This window comes from Nonomuraea sp. NPDC051298, from assembly GCF_055586305.1.
The window spans coordinates 328,860-348,089 of record NZ_JBVJIM010000006.1 but is presented as its reverse complement, the minus strand read 5'-3'; the positions used below and the strand labels follow the sequence as shown (position 1 = coordinate 348,089).

Sequence of the window (19,230 nt, the reverse complement as noted above, 5' to 3'; positions counted from 1 at the left end):
TACGGGGCTATAGACCCACGAAAGCCGCGAACGTTACAGACGAATTTGCGTGTAACGGATGAGGCGGGGCGGGCACTAGCTCACATGGAGCTGGGACCGGCGAGCTGCGCCGACGTGCTCGCGCTGCTCACCGACTATCTGGAGGAGGCGCTCCCGGCCGCCCGGCACCGCGTCGTCGCGGACCACCTGGGCGGGTGCCCGGCGTGCGCGGTGTGGCTGGCGCAGGTCAGGGCGACGATCGCGGCCCTGGGCTGCCTGCGCGACGGCGCCCTCCCGCCCTCGGTCCTGGCGGCACTGCGGCACAGCTTCGGCTCGGGCGCGGTGGGCGGCGCCGCGAAATAGCGAAGGCACTACGGACGGCAGCGCGACGAGCGGCGGTGCATCGAGCGGCAGCGCTACGGAGGGCAGCGCTACGGGGGGCGGTGCTACGAGTGGCGGTGCTGGCGGAAGGCGGACATGAGCCGGTCGCGCACCCCGGCGGACAGCTTCTCGGGTGGCTGGTCGCCCAGCGCCCTGATGGTGGCACGGAACTGGCCGAGATAGCGCTCGCACCCCTCGCAGCCGGACAGATGCTCCCGTACGCCATCGCGTGACGGCTGGTCGAGGGCGTCTTCAAGGTAGGCGGTGAGAAGTTCCGCCAGCTCGCCGCACGTGAACCGCTTCACGACGTGGACCGCCCTTGTCTCTGAGATGAACCGTTTCACTTATTGTCGCCGCTGAACGGACCCGATGGGACCCTCGGACTATTCCGGCTGTTTGACGCACTCGTAGTAGTCGGCCAGCCAGCCGCGTACGGCCGTGCGGGCGCGGTGCAGCAGCACCCGCTGGTTGGCCGCGGAGATCTCGAGGATCTCGCAGACCTCGTCGGAGGAACAGCCCTCCACGTCACGCAGGGTGATGACGACCCGCTGCCGCGGCGGCAGCCGGGCCAGTGCCTCGGCGATCAGCCCGCGCACCTCCGCCGCGAGGGCCTCGCCCTCGGGCGTCGGCCACACCGCGGCCGGATCGCGCCAGCCACCCGGCACCGGGCCGAGGTCGACGAGCGAGCCGCCCTCCCGGTCGAACGCGCTCCACGGGAGTGTGCGGCTCTCCCGCACGCCGCGCTTCTTCGCGGTGTTGACCAGGATGCGGTAGACCCACGTCTTGACCGACGAACGCTGCTCGAAGGCGTCGATCCCGTCGATCACGGCCAGCCAGGTGTCCTGGACGACCTCCTCGGCGGAGTGGTCGGTGGACACGTAGGACCTGGCCACCCGCAACATGCCTCTGGACCAGGTGTCGAGCAGCGCCGCGAACATCGCCTCATCGCCGGCGCGCAGGGCTGTGACGACGGCGTCATCCGGCGGCAGCCCTCCGCCCGCGAAAGACCCCACGATCGCTCCCCCTCCGGTCGAACGCTGGGACACTCGGAGCCGAGCCGGAGCCCGGCCGCCCCACTCGGGGACGACACCGCCCAGGCTAATCTCCTTCACTGACGATTCCCGGCCCCGCCGTTCATAGGCCAACCAGGTGCGTATTCTCGGGAGAGCAGGCCCTGCGGTAACCGGAGGAATACTTCCCGGCGAACGGGTGAGGAGCATCGCATGCGGCGGTCGGAGAGGCTGCTCTACGCGGCGAACGGGGTCGATCTCCGGGTCGCGGACGTCGAGCTGACCGGTGGGGGGCGCGAGGAGCGGCCCTTCATCCGTACGCCGCGGGCCGCCGGAGCGGTGGTCTTCCATGGCGGCAGGGTGCTGCTTCTGTGGCGTCACAGTCCCATCACCGACACGTGGGGCTGGGAGATCCCGCTCGGCGAGATCGAGCCGGGCGAGGAGCCCGAGGAGGCGGCGGCCCGGCACGTGGCCGAGCGGACGGGCTGGCACACGGGGCCGCTGCTGCCCCTGATCCGTACCCGGCCCGCCGGTGACGTCGCCGACTGCGAACACCTCGTCTTCGTCGCCCACCACCCCACCTATCCCGGTGCCGTCCCGCCTGACGACGAGCCCGAGGGCGACGGGGAGCGGGCCGGGTGGGTGCCGATGCTGCGCGTCCAGGGGCTGATCGAGGAACAGGCGATCACCTCGGCCACCACGTCGGCCGCGCTGCTCCACGTCCTGGCCGACCTGCTCCAGGCCCGCGCCTCCCACTAGCGGCCGAGCACGGCGTGGGAGTGACGGCCGGGTGTCAGGCGAAGAGGCCAACGAATGCCTCCCGGTTGGCGGAGACCGCTGAACGGTCCCACACCGCGAACACGACCTGGTCGAACACGCCCGAGAACGCGCCGTGACCGGTGAGATGGCCATGGAAGGCATCGGCGACCTCGTGCGGGTCGTTGCGGAACACGCCGCAGCCCCACGCCCCGAGCACGAGCCGGCGCGCGTCGTGGCGGGCGGCGACGGCCAGCACCCGCCCGGCGCGCTCGCGCAGCGTCTCGCGGATGCGCTCGCCCAGGCCCGGGTCACGGCGCAGCGCCGCCCCGGCGTTGGGGGCCGGGGAGGTCAGGAACGAGACCGCGTACGGCTCGTCCAGCAGCCGCCCGTCGTCACCCCGATGCACGGGCACGTCGGGGGACCAGATGACCCGGTGGCTGTAGAGCAGGTCGGACGAGGCCCGGTGGGCGGCGTAGTAGTCGGGGGCCTGGAGGAGGCAGGGGTGGAGGAGGGAGTTGCGGCACAGGTCCTCCTCCTGCGCTCGGGCGCCGCCGAGGTAACCGCCGCCGGGGTTACGCGCCGAGGCGAAGTTCAACACCGCGATCCGACCGCCACCCGACCACGCGCCACCCGACCAACCGCCATCCGACCGGCCGCCATCCGACCAGGCACCGTCCAACCCCGCACCGTCCGACCACGCACCGTCCGACCGGCCGCCATCCGATTGGACGCTATCCGACCGGCCGCCATCCGATTGGACGCCGGACAGGTGCAGGCGGCGGGCGGCCTGCAGGCTGCCCTCTCCGGTGACCTCGAAGGACGTGCGCACCCCAGCGCGCGGGCGCGGTGGCTTGACGGCGACGCCGGGCGGGTAGCTCACGGTGCCGGCCAGGGCCGCCTCCAGGGCCGGGCCGACATGGACGACGTCGCCGTCGTCGGTGGCGTACTCGCCCGCGGCGACGATCTCATCGTTGGCGGCGGCGATCGCCCGTAGTTTCTCTTTCACGCGTCCGCATGGTAGGCCGCACCCCATCCTCTGGCCGAACGGTTTTCCGCGGCCGGCGCGATCGTGCCCTTGACGACCCAATTGAACGACTTTTTAATTCGTTCATGGGACGCATCCCCGGAGTGACCGCGGCCGAGACCCGCGAGCGCCTGCTGCGCGCCGCCGCCGACGCCTTCGCCGAGCGCGGCTACGACGGCACCCGCGTGGCCGACATCGCCGCCGCCGCGGGCGTGAGCAACGGGGCCCTGTACGCCCACTTCGGCTCGAAGGCCGACCTGCTCGTGGCCGCGCTGCGCGCGCACGGGAGACGCCTGCTGGCGGGCCTGTTCGCCGCCGACCCCGACCGGTCGGCCACGGAGCTGCTGCTGGCCATCGGCCGCCACCTGCCGCACCGGGGCGACGCCGAGCGCTACCTCATCGTCGAGGCCCTGGTCGCCGCCCGCCGGGACGAGGACGTGGCCGGGCCGATGCGCGACTACATCGGCGAGCAGTCCGGCTGGATCGCCGACCTCGTACGCGTCGCGCAGGGCGACCGCGAGGTCGACACCGGGCTGTCGCCGGACGCCCTGGCGCACTTCTGCCTCCTGCTCGCGATGGGCAGCGCGCTGGTCACCCCCGAACTGCACCCGGTGAACGACGAGGAGTGGTCGAAGCTCCTCACCAGGGTCGTCACCGCCCTCGCCCCCACCACCATCCCCGACCCCACCGCACAGACGGAGCGCACGCCGTGAAACTGCAGATCAACCCGGAACGATGCCAAGGACACGGCCGCTGCTACACCCTGGCCCCCGAGTTGTTCGGCGAGGACGACGAGGGCTACGGCCAGGTGCTCGGCGACGGCCTGGTGGCGCCCGGCCAGGAGCGGACCGCCCGCCTGGCGGTGGCGAACTGCCCCGAGCACGCGATCGACGCGGGCGGGGACGCCTGACATGAGCGTCGACGACCGTTTCACGGAGAACTTCCGCGACGCCCAGGAGGACGGGCCCCTGGGCACGCGCAACGAGATCGTCACCGGCCCGGTCTCCGACTGGGCGACCGACTTCTCGCACCTGGAGCCGGAGTGGGCCGCCGATCCGTACCCGATCCTGGAGGACCTGCGGGAGCGGTGCCCGATCGCGCGCACCGGGCGGTTCGGCGGCGGGTGGCTGCCGACCCGCTACGAGGACGTCGCCGCGATCGCCTACGACACCGACCGGTTCTCCTCGCGTTCGATCATCATGGGCAACTTCCGGCCGCCGCGCGAGCACGCGCCGATGGGCGGGTCGCCGCCGATCTCGTCCGATCCGCCCTTCCACCACCATGCGCGCAGGCTGCTGCTGCCGGCGTTCACCAAGACGGCCGTCTCCCGGCGGGAGGCGGCCACGCGGGAGTTCTGCCACGCGCTCATCGACACGTTCGAGGGGCGGCCGGTCGTGGACGCGGCCCGCGACTACGCCCAGCACATCCCGGCCCGGGTGATCGCCGACATGCTCGGCTTCCCGCCGGAGGACGGGCCGCGCTTCCGCCGGTTCATCGAGAACGTGCTGGAAGGCGTCAACCTGCCGCCGGAGCAGCGCATCGCGGCGATGGACGAGCTGTTCGACTACCTGCAGATCCAGATCCGCGACCACATCGACCACCCGCGCGACGACCTGACCGGCTTCCTCCTCGACGCCGAGCTGGGCGGGCAGAAGCTGCAGCCGTCGCACGTGGCGGGCACGATGGCGTTGCTGCTCATCGCGGGCATCGACACGACGTGGAGCGCGATCGGGGCCTCGCTGTGGCACCTGGCCAGGACCCCGGCCGACCGGGAGCGGCTGGTGGCCGAGCCTGCGCTGCTGCCCACGGCGATGGAGGAGTTGCTGCGCGCGTACGCGCCGGTCACCATGGCGCGCCTGGTCAAGGACGACCTGCGGTGGAACGGCGTGGACCTGCGGGCCGACGACTGGATCCTGCTGTCGTTCCCGGCGGCCAACCGGGACCCGGCGCAGTTCGAGCGGGCCGGGGAGGTGGTCATCGACCGCGAGGTGAACCGGCACGCGGCCTTCGGCCTCGGCATCCACCGGTGCGTGGGCTCGCACCTGGCCAGGATGGAGCTGCGGGTGGCACTGGAGGTGTGGCTGGCGCGCATCCCGGAGTTCGGGCTGGCCGACCCGGAGGCGGTGACGTGGTCCACCGGTCAGGTACGCGGGCCGCGTACGCTGCCGGTCCGCCTCGGCTGACGACCGGCCCGGCGGGCGGTGGATCGCGCCATCGACGTGCCGACGCCGGGCGGGCGCTGGCAATCGGCGGGTGCGTGGTGTTCGCTGGCGGTGCGCCCGCCGGGAGGCGCACCGTCGGAGGGAGACGCCATGAACGCCACGCCGCACCCGCTCGACCCGCTGACGCCCGGCGAGATCACCGCCGCCCACGCCGTGCTGGCCGCCGCCGGGCTGGTCGAGGACACCACCCGCGTCGCGTACGCGGGGCTGCAGGAGCCCCCCAGAGACGCGCTCCCCGCGCCCGGCGAGCCGGTCGAGCGCAGGGCCCGGATCCTGCTGCTCGACACCGCCGGGGCGGCCCCGCGCGACCTGGTCGTCTCGATCACGCGGAGCACGATCGACGCCGACCGCACGATCGACCCCGCCACGGACGGCCAGCCGCCCGTGCTCGACGAGGAGTTCGGGGTGGTCGAGGAGGTGCTGTCCACCGACGAGCGGTGGCTCGCCGCGCTCAAGAGCCGAGGTCTGGACGTCGCCAAGGTCCGGGTCGCCCCGTTGTCGGCGGGCGTGTACGCCGACGAGTACCCGGGCGAGGCGGGCCGTCGCATCCTGCGCGGGCTCGCCTTCGTCCAGGAGCACGAGCGGGACCACGCGTGGGCGCACCCGGTGGACGGGCTCGTCGCGTACGTGGACGTCGTCAACCGCTCGGTGGACCAGGTGCTCGACTTCGGCCCGGTGCCGGTGCCGGACGTGTCGGGCAACTACGACGACCCCGCCTACGCGGGCCCGCCGCGCACCACGCAGCGGCCCATCGAGATCACCCAGCCGCAGGGCCCCAGCTTCACCCTGGAGGGCAACCTGCTGCGCTGGGAGAACTGGTCGCTGCGGATCGGCTTCGACGCCCGCGAGGGGCTGATCCTGCACCAGATCGCCTTCGACGACCGGGACGCGGGCCGCCGCCGCCCGATCGTCCACCGCGCCTCGATCGCCGAGATGGTCGTCCCCTACGCCGACCCCTCCCCCGTACGGTCGTGGCAGAACTACTTCGACACCGGCGAGTACCAGGTCGGCCAGTACGCCAACGCGCTGGAGCTGGGCTGCGACTGCGTGGGCGAGATCACCTACCTCGACGCGGTCATCGCCGACGCGCACGGCGCACCGCGCACGCTGCCGAACGCGATCTGCCTGCACGAGGAGGACCACGGCATCCTGTGGAAGCACACGGACCTGTGGACGGGCTCCGCGCAGGTGCGCCGCCAGCGCCGCATGGTGCTGTCCTTCTTCGCCACGGTCGGCAACTACGACTACGGCTTCTACTGGTACCTCTACCTCGACGGCGGCATCGGGTTCGAGGTCAAGGCCACCGGCGTGCTGTTCACCTCGGCCCACCCCGAGGGCGGCTCCCCGTACGCGGCGCAGGTCGCGCCCGGCCTGGCCGCCCCCTACCACCAGCACCTGTTCTGCGCCCGGCTGGACATGGCGGTGGACGGGCCGGACAACCGGGTGGAGGAGGTGGACCTCCAGCGGATCCCGAAGGGGCCTGGCAACCCGCGCGGCAACGCCTGGACCTACCGGCGTACGCCGCTGACCAGGGAGAGCCAGGCGCAGCGCGTTGCCGACGCGACCGTGGACCGGGTCTGGCACATCACCAACCCGGGCTCGCGCAACGCGCTGGGCGACCCGGTCGCGTACGCGCTCTGCCCGGAGGGCGGGCCGTTGCTGCTGGCCGACCCGGGCTCGTCGATCGCGGCGCGGGCCGGGTTCGCCACCCGGCACCTGTGGGTCACCGCGTACGATCCGGCCGAGCGCTACCCGGCGGGCGACTTCGTCAACCAGCACCCGGGCGGGGCCGGTCTGCCCGCCTTCGCCGCCGCCGACCGCGATCTCGACGGCCGGCCGCTGGTGGTCTGGCACGTCTTCGGGCTCACGCACGCCCCACGCCCCGAGGAGTGGCCGATCATGCCGGTGGCCCACGCGGGTTTCCGGCTCTTGCCCGTCGGGTTCTTCGACCGCAACCCGACGCTCGACGTCCCCGCGCATCACGGGCACTGCGGCTGATCGTCCGTGCCGTGGGCCGAGACGGGTTCTGGTACCGTTCGCGACGGTGTGCCGCCTGGTGAGCGTGCCCGGCGGTCACCGTTCGTGATCTTCGGCGGTTGGGCTTGACCTCGGTGCCCATACGTGCCTAGATCAGTCACGTTCGCCCGCCACTTCACCCCCGGAGGACAGTCGCATGGCATCGGCAGGGACGTGTCCGCCGTGCTGACCGAGCAGTACGACCACGCCACGGAGCGGCGCGACCGACGGGGCAGGGCGCTGCGCATCTCCACGGTGCTGGCCGGCGTCGCGCACCTGGTGCTCGCGGGCATCCTGATCGGCATCCCGGGCAGCTCACCCACGCTCGACCCGCTGCCCGTCCCCGAGCAGAGGAAGCAGGCCGCCCCCCTGCCCGGGTCCGCGCTGAGCCGCCGCGCCACCGCCACCCCCGCCCACGAGCACCCGACGGCACCGTCCGCCCCCGTCACGGCTCCGGAGGGCTCCGCCCCCGCGACGACGCCCCGGCCGGCGCCCACCCGCGTACGGCAGCGGGGGGCCGTGCCGCCCAGCGGGGCGCGTACGTCGCCGCCACGGGAGCTGTCGACGGCCATCCCGGGCAACGCGCCGCAGCTCGGCCGGGCCGTCCGTCCCACCGTGACCCGCACGCCGGGGTCGGGCTCCACTCCCGGGCAGGTGGCGCCCAGCCGGGCGAGGAAGAAGCAGGTGACCGGCGACCAGAGCACGGCGCCGGGGAGCGGCACCGCCACGACCGGCACGCTGCCGGGTCTCGCCACACCTTAGGGACCACGCCGCCGGTGCTCGCCACACCTTAGGAACCGCTGCCGGGGCTCGCCACACCTTAGGGACCGCGCCCCCGGGGCGGCGTCCCGAGGGTGCTCAGCCTCGGCCCTCACGCGGAACGCGGTCGACGCGCGCCGGTGCGAGCAGGTGCCGCCGGTGGCCGACCTCGCGTTCCCCGCCCGTCAGGCGCAGCGGCAGGGTCGCCACGACGTCCGCGCACGAACGGCCGAGCCGCAACTCGACGTCCCCCGGCTCGACGACGCGCCGCCCGTGCGCCCCCGTGAACGAGGTGACGTCCGCAGGGACGGTGAAGCTCACCCGCGCGCTCTCCCCCGCCTCCAGCGGCACGCGCGCGTACCCGATCAGGCGGACCACCGGCCTGGTCGTCTGCGCGACCGGGTCGTGCAGGTAGAGCTGCACCACCTCCGCCCCGGCGCGCGAGCCGGTGTTGCGGACCGTCACCTCGGCGGCCACCTCACCGTCCACCGCCCACTCCGTGACGCCGGGAGCGGCGCGGCCCGGCACGTGCGCGTCGCTCCACTCGAACGTCGTGTAGCTCAGGCCGTGCCCGAACGGGTACGCGGGCGTCGGGTCCACGGACGACACCTCGGAGCGGTGGGCGAGCGGCGGGGCCAGGTAGGTCGCGGGCAGGCCGCCCGCGTCGCGCGGCACGCCGACCGGCAGGCGTCCGGACGGGTTCACCGCGCCGGTCAGCACCTCGGCCAGCGCCTGGCCGCCGCGCTGGCCGGGAAAGAACCCGCAGACGACGGCCTTGGCCGCCACCACCTCTGCGCCCAGGGCGTACGGACGGCCGGCCAGCAGCACCAGCACCACGGGCGTGCCGGTCGCGAGCACGGCCCTGACCAGCTCGGGCTGCACGCCGGGCAGGCGCAGGTCGGTGGCGTCGCAGCCCTCGCCGGAGGTGCCGCGCCCGAACAGCCCGGCCCGGTCGCCGACGGCCAGCACGCACACGTCGCTGCGCCCGGCCAGCTCGACGGCCTCGGCGAGGCCGGAGGTGTCGTCGCCGGTGACGCCGCAGCCCGGCGCGTACGCCAGGTCAGGGACGAACCGGGCGAGCGCCTCGCGCAGCGACGGCAGGTCGACCCCGAGCCCGTGCTCGGGGTGCGGGCCGACGTGCGCGGGGAAGGCGTAGCAGCCCAGCATCGCCATCGGGTCGTCCGCGACCGGCCCCACCAGGGCCACCCGTCGCCCCGCGGCCAGCGGCAGGAGGTCGTCATCGTTCCGCAGCAGCACGATGGCCTCGCGCGCCAGCCGCAGGGCGAGCTCCTGATTCTCCTCGTCGTCGAGCCGCACCTCGTCGGCGGGTCCCGGCAACGGCCGCCACCCCTCGTCGAGCAGGCCCAGCTCGGCCTTCTGCGTCAGCACGCGGAGCACGGCGCGGTCGACCAGCGCCTCGGCCACGGCCCCCGCCTTGACCGCCTCGACGAGCGGGGCGCCGAACGTGTCGACCGTGGGCAGCTCGACGTCGACGCCGGCCTTGAGCGCGAGCCCGGCGGCCGCCCCCGCGTCCGCGGCCACGCCGTGCAGCCGTTCCAGGAAGCGGACCGCGAAGTAGTCGGCGACCACCGTGCCGGTGAAGCTCCACTCCTCGCGCAGCAGGCCGGTCAGCAGGCCCTCGTCGGCGGCCACGGGCACGCCGTCGATCTCGGCGTAGGAGTTCATGACCGAGCGCGCGCCGCCCAGGCGCAGAGCCATCTCGAACGGCGGCAGCACGACGTCGGCCAGCTCCCGCCGCCCCATCGCGACGGGCGCGAGGTTGCGTCCGCCGCGCGAGGCGGAGTAGCCGGCGAAGTGCTTGAGCGTCGCGACGACCCCGGCGCCCTCCAGCCCGCGCACGTACGCCGCCCCGACCGTGCCCACCAGGTACGGGTCCTCCCCGATCGTCTCCTCGGTACGCCCCCAGCGGTAGTCCCTGGTCACGTCCAGCACCGGGGCCAGGCCCTGGTGGACGCCCGCGGCGCGCAGGGACCGTCCGATCCGCCCGGCGACCTCCTCGACCAGCTCGGGGTCGAAGGAGGCGCCCCAGCTCAGCGGTGCCGGGTAGACCGTCGCCCGCCAGGCGGCGAACCCCGTCAGGCACTCCTCGTGCACCTGGGCCGGGATCCCGAACCGGCTCGCCCGCACGATCTCGCCCTGGGAGGCGGCCAGCGAGCGCGCCGCGGCGACGGGATCGACCGGCGCGGTGCCGTACGGCCGGGTGAGCTGGCCCAGCCCCTGCCGGATGGCGTCCGCCCACTCGGGGCCGCCGCCCAGGTCGGTCTGGTGCGGGGCGACGCCGCCGCCCGAGGCGTCGGCGCCCGCCCACAAGCCGACGAGCTGGGCGACCTTCTCCTCAAGGGTCATCAGCGGGATGAGCGCGCCGGCGCGTTCCGCGGGCGGCAGCCGGGCGTCCCGCCACTGCCCGCTCTCTACGGACGCCGAGCTGGTGTCGATCGGTTCCTGGCCCCTCATGCCGTCCCTTCACCCCGTCACGGCTCACGGCGTCGGCCCGCGGCGCGAGCGGGGGTGTCATGCGGGGCGACGCCGAAAGTTTCAAGAGGATCTGTCTAATCTTGCGGCAACATACGAGCCCGTTCGCGGGCATGTCAAGAGCGCCGCCAACCTGCCACATTGCGGCGTTCGCCGACGGCGCTCCCCACCGGGCCCCTGGCCGGTCCGCGGACCGGCCGGACACCAGGATCTCCGAAAGTTTCGGGTCCTGGATGCCTAACCGGACGAGGGCCGGGCCTCGTCGTACTCGACGGCGTAGTCCTGTTGCGAACGGTCCTTCAGCGCGTACGCGGCCACCACGCTGATGGCCGCGCAGATCGCCATGTAGACGGCGATGGAGAACGAGCTCTGGTACGTCGCGTACAGCCACACCGCGATCAGCGGCGCGGGCCCGCCGGCCGTCAGCGAGGCGAGCTGGTAGCCCAGCGAGGAGCCGCTGTAGCGCAGCCGCCCGGTGAAGCTCTCCGCGATGAACGTGGCCTGCGGCCCGTACTGGATGTCGTGGATGGGCGCCGACAGCACGATGGCCAGGAACACCAGCGCGGGGACGCGGGTGTCGAGCAGCGGCCAGTAGACGAACGACCAGACCACCATGAGCGCCGCGCCCACCATGTAGAGGCGCCTGCGCCCCACGAGGTCCGAGATGTACCCCCAGAACGGCACCGTGAACAGCGACACCACCCCGGCCGCGATCACGTACGTGTACACGTCGCTCGCCTGGAACCCCAGCGTCTTGGTGGCGTAGGTCAGGATGAAGACGGTGAAGATGTAGAACGGCGCCTGCTGACCCGTCCGCAGCAGCGCGCTCAGCACGATCTCCCGCCAGTTCCTGGCCAGCACCTGGCGGACGGGCACGCGCTCGACCCTGTTCTCCCTGACGACCTTGGCGAAGACCGGCGTCTCCAGGATGCCGAGCCTGATGTAGAGCCCGACGGCCGCCATCACGATGCTGAGCAGGAACGGGATGCGCCACCCCCAGTACGGGTGCAGCGGCTCGAAGATCTGCAGCGCCAGATAGCCGAGCACGAGCCCGACGGGCACGCCGAACTGCGGCCAGCTCCCGAGGAAGCCGCGTTTGCCGCCGCGCGTCTTGCCCCACTCGGTGGCCAGCAGCACGGAGCCGCCCCATTCGCCGCCGACGCTGATGCCCTGGAGCAGCCGCAGGGCGGTGAGCAGGATGCCGCCCCAGATGCCGATCTGCTCGTACGTGGGCACGAGGCCGACCAGGGCGGTGGCGATGCCCATGGTCATCAGGGTGATGATCAGCGTGGCCTTGCGGCCGATGCGGTCGCCGTAGTGGCCGAAGATCGCCGCGCCGATGGGGCGGGCGGCGAAGCCGCCGAAGTAGGTGCCCAGGGCGAGCAGGAGGCCGGTCGTCGGGTCGCTGGTCGGGAAGAACAGCTCCGCGAAGATGGTGCTGGCGGCGAAGCCGTAGAGGAAGAAGTCGTACCACTCGATCGAGGTGCCCACGGCGGAGGCGACCACCGCCCGGACCAGTTGCCGTCTCTTCTGCTGACCTGTCGCGTCGGGTCCTTGCCGCTCAGCCATCTACCGCTCCTGGGGGTAGGTCACGCGTCAACGGCGACGGTACATCATGCATGATCTACGGTCACCACTTGGAAACCAGCTCGAAACGGGCGCGCCCCTGTGACGCGGGCTGGTTGGCGGCGGCTCCGGAGGGTAGCGGGATGGTCACGCCGAGAGGAGGGGTTGAGCGATGCGTCCCATCGTCTCCGCCGCGATCGCCGTGGTCCTGGTGACCTGCGGCTGCGCGACCGTGGAGTTCAGCAAGGAGAACAGGGCCCCGAAGAACGACGGGGCCAACGCCGACGTGGGCACCCTCTACCTGCGCAACGCCTTCCTGCTCAGCAACACCGACCCGGCCTCGCCCTCGTCCCAGATGAGCCTGTTCGCCGTGCTGATCAACGACGGTCCGCGGGCGGACCAGGTGGAGCGGATCAGCGTCCCCGGAGGCGGCTCCGTACGGCTCGTCGAGCCGCTCACGCTGCCGCCCAACCGGCCGGTCGGCACCGGCAGCAGGCCGATCGGCACGCTGAGCGGGGTGAGCGGGACGTCGGTGCCGATGACGTTCACCTTCCGCAACACCGAGCCGGTGCGGGTGTCGGTGCCGATCAAGCTGCGGATCGGCTGGTTCGCGAACCTCACGCCCGCGCCGGCGGCATCGCCCCAGCCGTAGACCACCGGGTCCGGCCCCGGTCAGCCGAGCGAGTCGGTCAGGGTCCCGGCCGCGCGGGTGACGAGCTTGCCGTACTCCGCGCGCAGGTCCTCGGGCATGCGGCTGGCCGGGGTGGAGACGGACAGCGTGGCGATCGGGCCTTCGGGGCCCAGGACGGCGGAGGCGACGGCGGCGATGTCGGAGCGCCATTCGCCGCGGTTGTCGGCGTACCCGCGGGCCAGCACGGCCGCCAGTTCGGCCCGCAGCGCGCCGGGGTCCGTGATCGTGGTGTCGGTGTAGCCGGGCAGGTCGGCGAGCGGAAGGTCCGTACGGGCCAGCACGTGGGCGAGGACGGCCTTGCCGTTGGCGGAGGCGTGCAGCGGCAGCCGGATGCCCAGCGGCAGCACGATCCGCAGCGGCTTGTCGGTCTCCAGCCGCTCGATGAGCACGACCGCGTCACCCTCGGGCACCATCAGGTGGATGGTCTCGCCGGTGCTCCGGCGCAGCTCCTCCATGACCGGGATGGCCGCGTCGCGCAGCCCCAGCTCGGTCCTGCGCGCGACCTGTAACGCCTTGCTCGTCACCTGCCAGCGCGTGACCTCGCCCCCGGCGGGCCTGATCCACCCCGCCTCGCGCAGCGTCATCAGCGACCGCTGCACCGTGCTCTTGGGCAGACCCAGCCCACGGGCCAGCTCGCCCACGCCGACGGGCTGGCGGGCGGCGACCTCTTCGAGCACCCGGAGGGCGTTGATCACGTTCTGCATGCATTGACTCCTCTGCGGGGTGATTTTAATCTTAATGAACCGCACAGCGGCACGCCGTGCCGTGTGATGGCACGGAGGTGGAGAGAGTGGGCCGGCACTTCCTGCAGATCCCGGGGCCGACCAACGTTCCCGACCGCGTGCTGCGCGCCATCGCGCAGCCGACGATCGACCATCGCGGGCCGGCCTTCGCCCGGCTCGCCGGCGAGCTGCTCGAACGGCTGAAGACGGTGTTCAGCACGTCCGGCCACGTGGTGGTATACCCCTCGTCGGGCACCGGAGCCTGGGAGGCGGCGCTGGTCAACACGCTGTCGCCGGGAGACAGGGTGCTGGCGTTCGAGACCGGGCACTTCTCCACGCTGTGGTGCGAGATGGCCGCGCGGCTGGGGCTCGTGGTCGACGTGGTGCCCGGCGACTGGCGGCACGGCGCCGATCCCGGCCTGGTCGCCGAGCACCTCACGCCCGACGTCGCCGCCGTCATGGTGGTGCACAACGAGACCTCGACCGGCGTACGCAGCCGCGTCCAGGAGATCCGCGCCGCCCTCGACCGGGCCGGGCACGGGGCGCTGCTGCTGGTGGACACGATCTCGTCCCTGGGCTCGATGGACTACCGCCACGACGAGTGGGGCGTGGACGTGACCGTGGGCTGCTCGCAGAAGGGGCTGATGCTGCCGCCCGGCCTCGGGTTCAACGCGGTCAGCGAGAAGGCGCTGGCGCACCGGGGGCGGCTGCCGCGCTCGTACTGGGACTGGGAGCCGATCGTCGCGGCCAACCGGCAGGGCTTCTTCCCGTACACGCCGCCCACCAACCTGCTGTACGGCCTGCGCGAGGCCCTCCTCATGCTGGAGGAGGAGGGCCTGGACGCGGTCTTCGCCCGGCACGACCGGCACGCCGAGGCGACCCGCAGGGCCGTGCGCGGCTGGGGGCTGGAGGTGCTCTGCGCCGACGAGCGCGAGCACTCCAGCTCGCTCACGGCCGTGCTGACGCCGGAAGGGCACGACGCCGACGCGGTCAGACGGCTGATCCTCGACCGCTACGACATGTCGCTCGGCACCGGGCTCGGACGGCTGGCCGGGCGGGTGTTCCGGATCGGGCACCTGGGCCACTTCAACGACCTGACGCTGGCCGGCACGCTGAGCGGGGTCGAGATGGGGCTGAGCGCCGCCGGGGTGCCGATCAAGGAGGGCGGCACGCGGGCGGCGCTGGCGTACCTGGAGGGTGCGGGCGGGGAGGGCGGTCGATGAGCCTGGCCCGTACGCTGGGCCCGCTCCTGGCCGGCGACGTCAGGGACGACCCCTACACCAGGCACCTGTACGCCTCCGACGCCAGCATGTACGCCATCGAACCGCTCGCCGTCGCCTTCCCCCGGCACGCCGACGACGTCCAGGCCCTGGTGGCGGCCTGCGGCGAGCTGGGCGTGCCGGTGCTGCCGCGCGGGGCGGGCACCAGCCTGGCCGGGCAGACGGTGGGCGCGGCGGTCATCGTGGACTTCTCCCGGCACATGAACCGCATCCTCGAGATCGACGGCCGTACCGCGCGGGTGCAGCCCGGCGTCGTACAGGACCAGCTCAACCGGGCGGCCCGCAAGCACGGGCTGATGTTCGGCCCCGACACCTCCACCAGCAATCGCGCCACCATCGGCGGCATGATCGGCAACAACTCGGCCGGCAGCCACTCCGTCCTGTACGGCTCCACGATCGACCACGTCGAGGCGCTGCGGGTGGTGCTGGCCGACGCCACCACCCCCGACCTGGCCACCGACGCCCGGCTGCGGACGGCGGTGGGCGAGGTGCTGAACGGCCTCGACCTGTCGGGTTTCCCCCGCTTCTGGCGCCACTCGGGCGGCTACCGCCTCGACGCCGCCACCCGTGACGGCGGCCTCGACCTCACGAAGCTGATCGTCGGGTCGGAGGGCACGCTGGCCGTGGTGACCGAGGCCACGGTGGGCCTGGTCGACCTGCCCAGGGCCAAGGCCATCGCGGTCGGCCACTTCACCTCCACCCCGGCCGCCATCGCCGCCACCGGCGACGCGCTGGCCTTCGGCGCCGCCTCGGTCGAACTGCTCGACAAGGCCATCCTCGACCTGTCCAGGCAGCGGGTCGACTACGCCGGCCTCGGCGACATCCTGGCGGGCGACCCCGAGGCGCTGCTGTTCGTGGAGTTCTTCGGCGACACCCCGGGCGAGGTGGCCGACCGCGTGGACGAGCTGGCCGCCACCTGGCAGGCCGCCGGCCACGGCTACCACACGCTCAGGGCGGTCACCGCCGAGCAGCAGGCCGCCGTGCTCAAGGTCCGCAAGGCCGGGCTCGGCCTGCTGATGGCCTCCAGCGTGGGCAGCCGCAGGCCGCTGGCGTTCGTCGAGGACACGGCCGTCCCGCCGGACCGGCTGCTGCCGTACGTCGAGGAGTTCGCCCGGATCCTCGACCGGCACGGCCTGCGGGCCGGGTTCTACGGGCACTGCTCGGTCGGCTGCCTGCACATCCGCCCGTTCGTGGACCTGCGCGCCCCCGACGAGATCGGCACGATGCGCGCGGTGGCCGAGGAGATCGCCGACCTGACCGCCCGGCACGGCGGCGTCAACTCCAGCGAGCACGGCGACGGGCTGGCCCGCTCCGAGTTCAACCGGCGCCTGTTCGGCGAGCGGATCTACGAGGCGATGCGGCAGGTCAAGCACGTCTTCGACCCGCACAACCGGCTGAACCCCGGCAAGATCGTGGACGCGCCGCCGATGACCGACCACCTGCGCGACCCGGCCATGCCGCAGCCGCGCCCGCTGGCCACCACCCTGTCGTTCGGGGCGGACGGCATGTTCGCCGCCGCCGACCGGTGCATGAACGTCGGCGTGTGCCGCAAGGACGACACGGGCGTCATGTGCCCGTCGTACATGGGCACCCGCGAGGAGGAGCACTCCACCCGGGGCCGCGCCAACGCCCTGGTCAAGGCACTGTCCTCGCCCGACCCGCGGCGGGCGATGGGCGACGAGCGGCTGCACGGGATCCTCGACCTGTGCCTGGAGTGCAAGGCGTGCCAGTCGGAGTGCCCGCTCGGGGTGGACATGGCGGCGCTCAAGAGCGAGTTCCTCCACCAGTACCAGGAGCTGCACGGCGTGCCGCTGCGCTCGCGGGCGTTCGGCGCGATCAGGACGCTCAACCGGCTCGGCTCGGCCACCGCGCCGCTGTCGAACTGGCTGGCCGGCGCCGTCCGCGGCCCCCTCGGGCTGAGCCGCCGCCGCCCGCTGCCCCGCTTCCTGCGCGACAACCTCCTGCGCTGGTACGCCCGCCGCCCCGCCCCCGGGCAGGACGGCGCCGCATCCGGACGCAAGGAGGTCATCCTGCTCGCGGACTCCTTCACCACCTACAGCGAGCCCGCCATCGGCCGCGCCGCCGTCGAACTGCTGGAACGCGCGGGCTACCGGGTACGGCTGGAGGCCGAGGGCTGCTGCGGCCGCTCCAGCATCTCCAAGGGCCTGCTCGACCGCGCCAGGGCCATGGCCGGGCAGATGGTCGACCGCCTGGCCGCCTCCGACGCGCCGATCGTCGGCCTGGAGCCGTCCTGCCTGCTGACCCTGAAGGACGAGTACGCCGCCCTGCTCCCGGGCGATCCGCGGGTGGCGGCGGTGGCGGCGCGCGCCCGGCTCGTCCAGGAACTGCTCACGGAGGCCATCGACGACGGCGCGTTGGAGCTGGGGGACGCGCTGCGCGGGCGCGAGATCCTCCTGCACGGCCACTGCCACGAGAAGGCCGTCACCGGCACCGCCGCCACCCGCGCGCTGCTGTCCAGGATCCCGGGAGCGGAGGTGACAGAGCTGGACGCCGGCTGCTGCGGGATGGCCGGATCGTTCGGCTTCGAGGCCGAGCACTACGACCTGTCCATGAAGATCGGCGGTCTCCGGCTCTTCCCCGCGATCGCCGCGTCCGCACCCGACACGCTGCTCGCGGCCACGGGGGTCTCGTGCCGCCAGCAGATCGCCCACGGCGCGGGCCGCGTGGCCCGCCACCCGGTCGAACTCGTCCACGAGGCGGCCGGACCGCACTGACGCTCGGGGGAGATCGGAGTAAGCAGTGTCCGCAGAGCTCCTGTCCATTCTCGCCCTCATCGCCATGTTCGTGGTGGCCACCGTCTTCCCCGTGAACCTGGGGGCGCTGGCCCTCGTCGGCGCCTTCCTGGTCGGGACGCTGGCCGCGGGCATGAGCACCGACGACATCTTCGGGGCCTTCCCCGGCAGCCTGTTCGTGATCCTCGTCGGCGTGACGCTCCTGTTCGCGATCGCCACCAACAACGGCACGGTGGACTGGCTCGTACGGGCGGCGGTGCACCTCGTACGGGGGCGGCTGGCGGCCATCCCGCCGGTCGTGTTCGTGATCTCGGCACTCCTGACGGCCGTGGGCGCGCCGGCCCCGGCGGTGGCGGCGATCCTGGCGCCGATCGCGTTCGGGTTCGCCGCCGACTACCGGATCCATCCGATGCTGATCGGGCTCATGGTGGCGCACGGGACGCAGGCGGGCGCGTTCTCGCCGATCAGCGTGCTCGGCGGGATCGTGAACGGCGTCGCCAAGGACGCGAACCTGCCGACCAGCGACCTGGTGCTGTTCCTGTCCAGCTTCGCGCTCAACGCCGCCGCGGCCCTGATCGTCTTCTTCGTCTTCGACGGCCGCGACCTGCTGCGGCGCGGCGCCCTCCGCGCGGCGACCGCGAACGCGCCCGGCCATGACCCGTCGCCGGGCGCACGCGGCACCGCCACGACACCCGACGCCCCCGCCACCGGCTCCCCCACACCCAGCACGCCCGCCCCCGCCACCGCTGAACCGCCATCCGCCACGTCCGCGTCCGGTGGCTCCGGCGGGGTGGGGACCGCGGTCGCCCCCGCCACCGCCACCTCTGCCGCGACGGGCGGCGGCCTGCGCCTCACCGCTCACCAGGCGCTGACGCTGTTCGGCATCCTCGCGCTCTGCGTGGCGGTGCTGGCGTTCAAGCTGGACGTCGGCCTCACCGCCGTCACCGTGGCCGTCGTGCTCTCCCTCACCTCCCCCAGGTCCAACAAGGGCGCGGTGGAGAAGGTGGCCTGGCCGACGGTGCTGCTCATCTGCGGCGTCGTCACGTACGCGGGTGTCCTGCAGGAGATCGGCACCGTCGACTACGTGGGCTCCGCGGTGGCCGCGCTCGGCGTCCCCTTGCTGGTGGCGCTGCTGATCTGCTACGTCGGCGGCGTCGTGTCGGCCTTCGCCTCGACCGTGGGCATCCTCGGCACGCTGGTGCCGATGGCCGTACCGCTGCTGTCGCAGGGCACGCTGGGGCCGATCGCGATGATCGCGGCGCTGTCGGTGACGTCGGCGATCGTGGACGTCAGCCCGTTCTCCACGACGGGGGCGCTGCTGGTGGCCAACGTCCGGGGCATGCAGCGGGACGACTTCTACCGCAGGCTCCTGGCGTACGGCGGCGTGATCGTCGTGGTGGCCCCCGTGGCGGCGTGGGCCGTGCTGGTGGTCCCCGGCTGGCTCGGCTGACCCGGCGGCTCCGGGCCCCATCCACCGACCCGGAGCCGCTGTCAACCATTCGCGCCCATTCGCGCCCATTCGCGCCCATTCGCGACCGCCCCCGGCCATTCGCGACCGCCCTCGGCCGTTCTCGG

17 protein-coding genes are annotated in these 19,230 nt (G+C 73.1%); 11 read left to right on the top strand and 6 right to left on the bottom strand.

What is annotated here, in order from left to right; genetic code table 11:
- The first annotated feature begins 84 nt into the window (after nucleotides 1-84).
- A complete protein-coding gene (locus tag ACZ6S0_RS21160) occupies nucleotides 85-342 on the top strand; it encodes an anti-sigma factor family protein (RefSeq protein ID WP_465920105.1) in 258 nt (85 codons plus the stop codon).
- An 83-nt stretch (nucleotides 343-425) separates the two neighbouring features.
- Here the strand turns inward: ACZ6S0_RS21160 and ACZ6S0_RS21155 are convergent, their stop codons facing one another.
- Nucleotides 426-665, bottom strand: a complete 240-nt coding sequence (locus ACZ6S0_RS21155; protein ID WP_465920104.1) for an anti-sigma factor family protein — start codon at nucleotides 663-665, stop codon at nucleotides 426-428.
- A 78-nt stretch (nucleotides 666-743) separates the two neighbouring features.
- Nucleotides 744-1,373 carry an RNA polymerase sigma factor gene (locus tag ACZ6S0_RS21150; protein WP_465920103.1) on the bottom strand — a complete coding sequence of 210 codons (630 nt, stop codon included), beginning with the start codon at nucleotides 1,371-1,373 and terminating at the stop codon, nucleotides 744-746.
- A gap of 210 nt (nucleotides 1,374-1,583) precedes the next feature.
- Here ACZ6S0_RS21150 and ACZ6S0_RS21145 point away from each other — a divergent pair, with 210 nt between their 5' ends.
- On the top strand, nucleotides 1,584-2,129 hold the full coding sequence (locus tag ACZ6S0_RS21145; protein WP_465920102.1) for an NUDIX domain-containing protein: 546 nt from the start codon (nucleotides 1,584-1,586) through the stop codon (nucleotides 2,127-2,129).
- A 34-nt stretch (nucleotides 2,130-2,163) separates the two neighbouring features.
- Here the strand turns inward: ACZ6S0_RS21145 and ACZ6S0_RS21140 are convergent, their stop codons facing one another.
- Nucleotides 2,164-3,135 (bottom strand): TIGR02452 family protein, encoded by a 972-nt coding sequence (locus ACZ6S0_RS21140; RefSeq protein ID WP_465920101.1) that lies wholly within the window; start codon nucleotides 3,133-3,135, stop codon nucleotides 2,164-2,166.
- A 104-nt stretch (nucleotides 3,136-3,239) separates the two neighbouring features.
- On the opposite strand from ACZ6S0_RS21140, the gene ACZ6S0_RS21135 reads away from it, so the two are divergent.
- The 5 genes from ACZ6S0_RS21135 (at nucleotide 3,240) to ACZ6S0_RS21115 (ending at nucleotide 8,153) form a co-directional block, all read left to right on the top strand.
- Nucleotides 3,240-3,866: a TetR/AcrR family transcriptional regulator gene (locus ACZ6S0_RS21135; protein ID WP_465920099.1), complete on the top strand. Its 627-nt coding sequence runs from the start codon at nucleotides 3,240-3,242 to the stop codon at nucleotides 3,864-3,866.
- On the top strand, nucleotides 3,863-4,063 hold the full coding sequence (locus ACZ6S0_RS21130) for a ferredoxin (RefSeq protein WP_465920097.1): 201 nt from the start codon (nucleotides 3,863-3,865) through the stop codon (nucleotides 4,061-4,063). The genes ACZ6S0_RS21135 and ACZ6S0_RS21130 overlap by 4 nt, the downstream gene beginning before the upstream one ends.
- A gap of 1 nt (nucleotide 4,064) precedes the next feature.
- Nucleotides 4,065-5,336, top strand: a complete 1,272-nt coding sequence (locus ACZ6S0_RS21125; protein ID WP_465920094.1) for a cytochrome P450 — start codon at nucleotides 4,065-4,067, stop codon at nucleotides 5,334-5,336.
- 129 nt (nucleotides 5,337-5,465) lie between these two features.
- Nucleotides 5,466-7,373, top strand: a complete 1,908-nt coding sequence (locus tag ACZ6S0_RS21120) for a primary-amine oxidase (RefSeq protein ID WP_465920092.1) — start codon at nucleotides 5,466-5,468, stop codon at nucleotides 7,371-7,373.
- Between the two features lie 123 nt (nucleotides 7,374-7,496).
- Entirely contained in the window at nucleotides 7,497-8,153 is a 657-nt protein-coding gene (locus tag ACZ6S0_RS21115) for a hypothetical protein (RefSeq protein WP_465920089.1), read from the top strand.
- Between the two features lie 96 nt (nucleotides 8,154-8,249).
- Here the strand turns inward: ACZ6S0_RS21115 and ACZ6S0_RS21110 are convergent, their stop codons facing one another.
- Nucleotides 8,250-10,625 (bottom strand): beta-xylosidase/alpha-l-arabinosidase, encoded by a 2,376-nt coding sequence (locus ACZ6S0_RS21110; protein WP_465920087.1) that lies wholly within the window; start codon nucleotides 10,623-10,625, stop codon nucleotides 8,250-8,252.
- Nucleotides 10,626-10,880: 255 nt separating this feature from the next.
- On the bottom strand, nucleotides 10,881-12,212 hold the full coding sequence (locus ACZ6S0_RS21105) for an MFS transporter (protein ID WP_465920085.1): 1,332 nt from the start codon (nucleotides 12,210-12,212) through the stop codon (nucleotides 10,881-10,883).
- 169 nt (nucleotides 12,213-12,381) lie between these two features.
- Between ACZ6S0_RS21105 and ACZ6S0_RS21100 the strand changes: the two genes are divergently transcribed.
- Nucleotides 12,382-12,861 carry a copper chaperone PCu(A)C gene (locus ACZ6S0_RS21100; protein ID WP_465920084.1) on the top strand — a complete coding sequence of 160 codons (480 nt, stop codon included), beginning with the start codon at nucleotides 12,382-12,384 and terminating at the stop codon, nucleotides 12,859-12,861.
- Nucleotides 12,862-12,881: 20 nt separating this feature from the next.
- Here ACZ6S0_RS21100 and ACZ6S0_RS21095 read toward each other — a convergent pair whose 3' ends face one another.
- Nucleotides 12,882-13,604: an IclR family transcriptional regulator gene (locus ACZ6S0_RS21095; RefSeq protein ID WP_465920081.1), complete on the bottom strand. Its 723-nt coding sequence runs from the start codon at nucleotides 13,602-13,604 to the stop codon at nucleotides 12,882-12,884.
- 86 nt (nucleotides 13,605-13,690) lie between these two features.
- On the opposite strand from ACZ6S0_RS21095, the gene ACZ6S0_RS21090 reads away from it, so the two are divergent.
- From ACZ6S0_RS21090 to ACZ6S0_RS21080, 3 genes are read left to right on the top strand one after another with little or no spacing between them, the layout of a single operon-like run.
- Nucleotides 13,691-14,845 (top strand): pyridoxal-phosphate-dependent aminotransferase family protein, encoded by a 1,155-nt coding sequence (locus tag ACZ6S0_RS21090; protein WP_465920077.1) that lies wholly within the window; start codon nucleotides 13,691-13,693, stop codon nucleotides 14,843-14,845.
- Nucleotides 14,842-17,637, top strand: a complete 2,796-nt coding sequence (locus ACZ6S0_RS21085) for an FAD-binding and (Fe-S)-binding domain-containing protein (protein ID WP_465920075.1) — start codon at nucleotides 14,842-14,844, stop codon at nucleotides 17,635-17,637. The genes ACZ6S0_RS21090 and ACZ6S0_RS21085 overlap by 4 nt, the downstream gene beginning before the upstream one ends.
- Before the next feature lie 25 nt (nucleotides 17,638-17,662).
- A complete protein-coding gene (locus ACZ6S0_RS21080) occupies nucleotides 17,663-19,105 on the top strand; it encodes an SLC13 family permease (RefSeq protein ID WP_465920071.1) in 1,443 nt (480 codons plus the stop codon).
- Nucleotides 19,106-19,230: the final 125 nt, after the last annotated feature.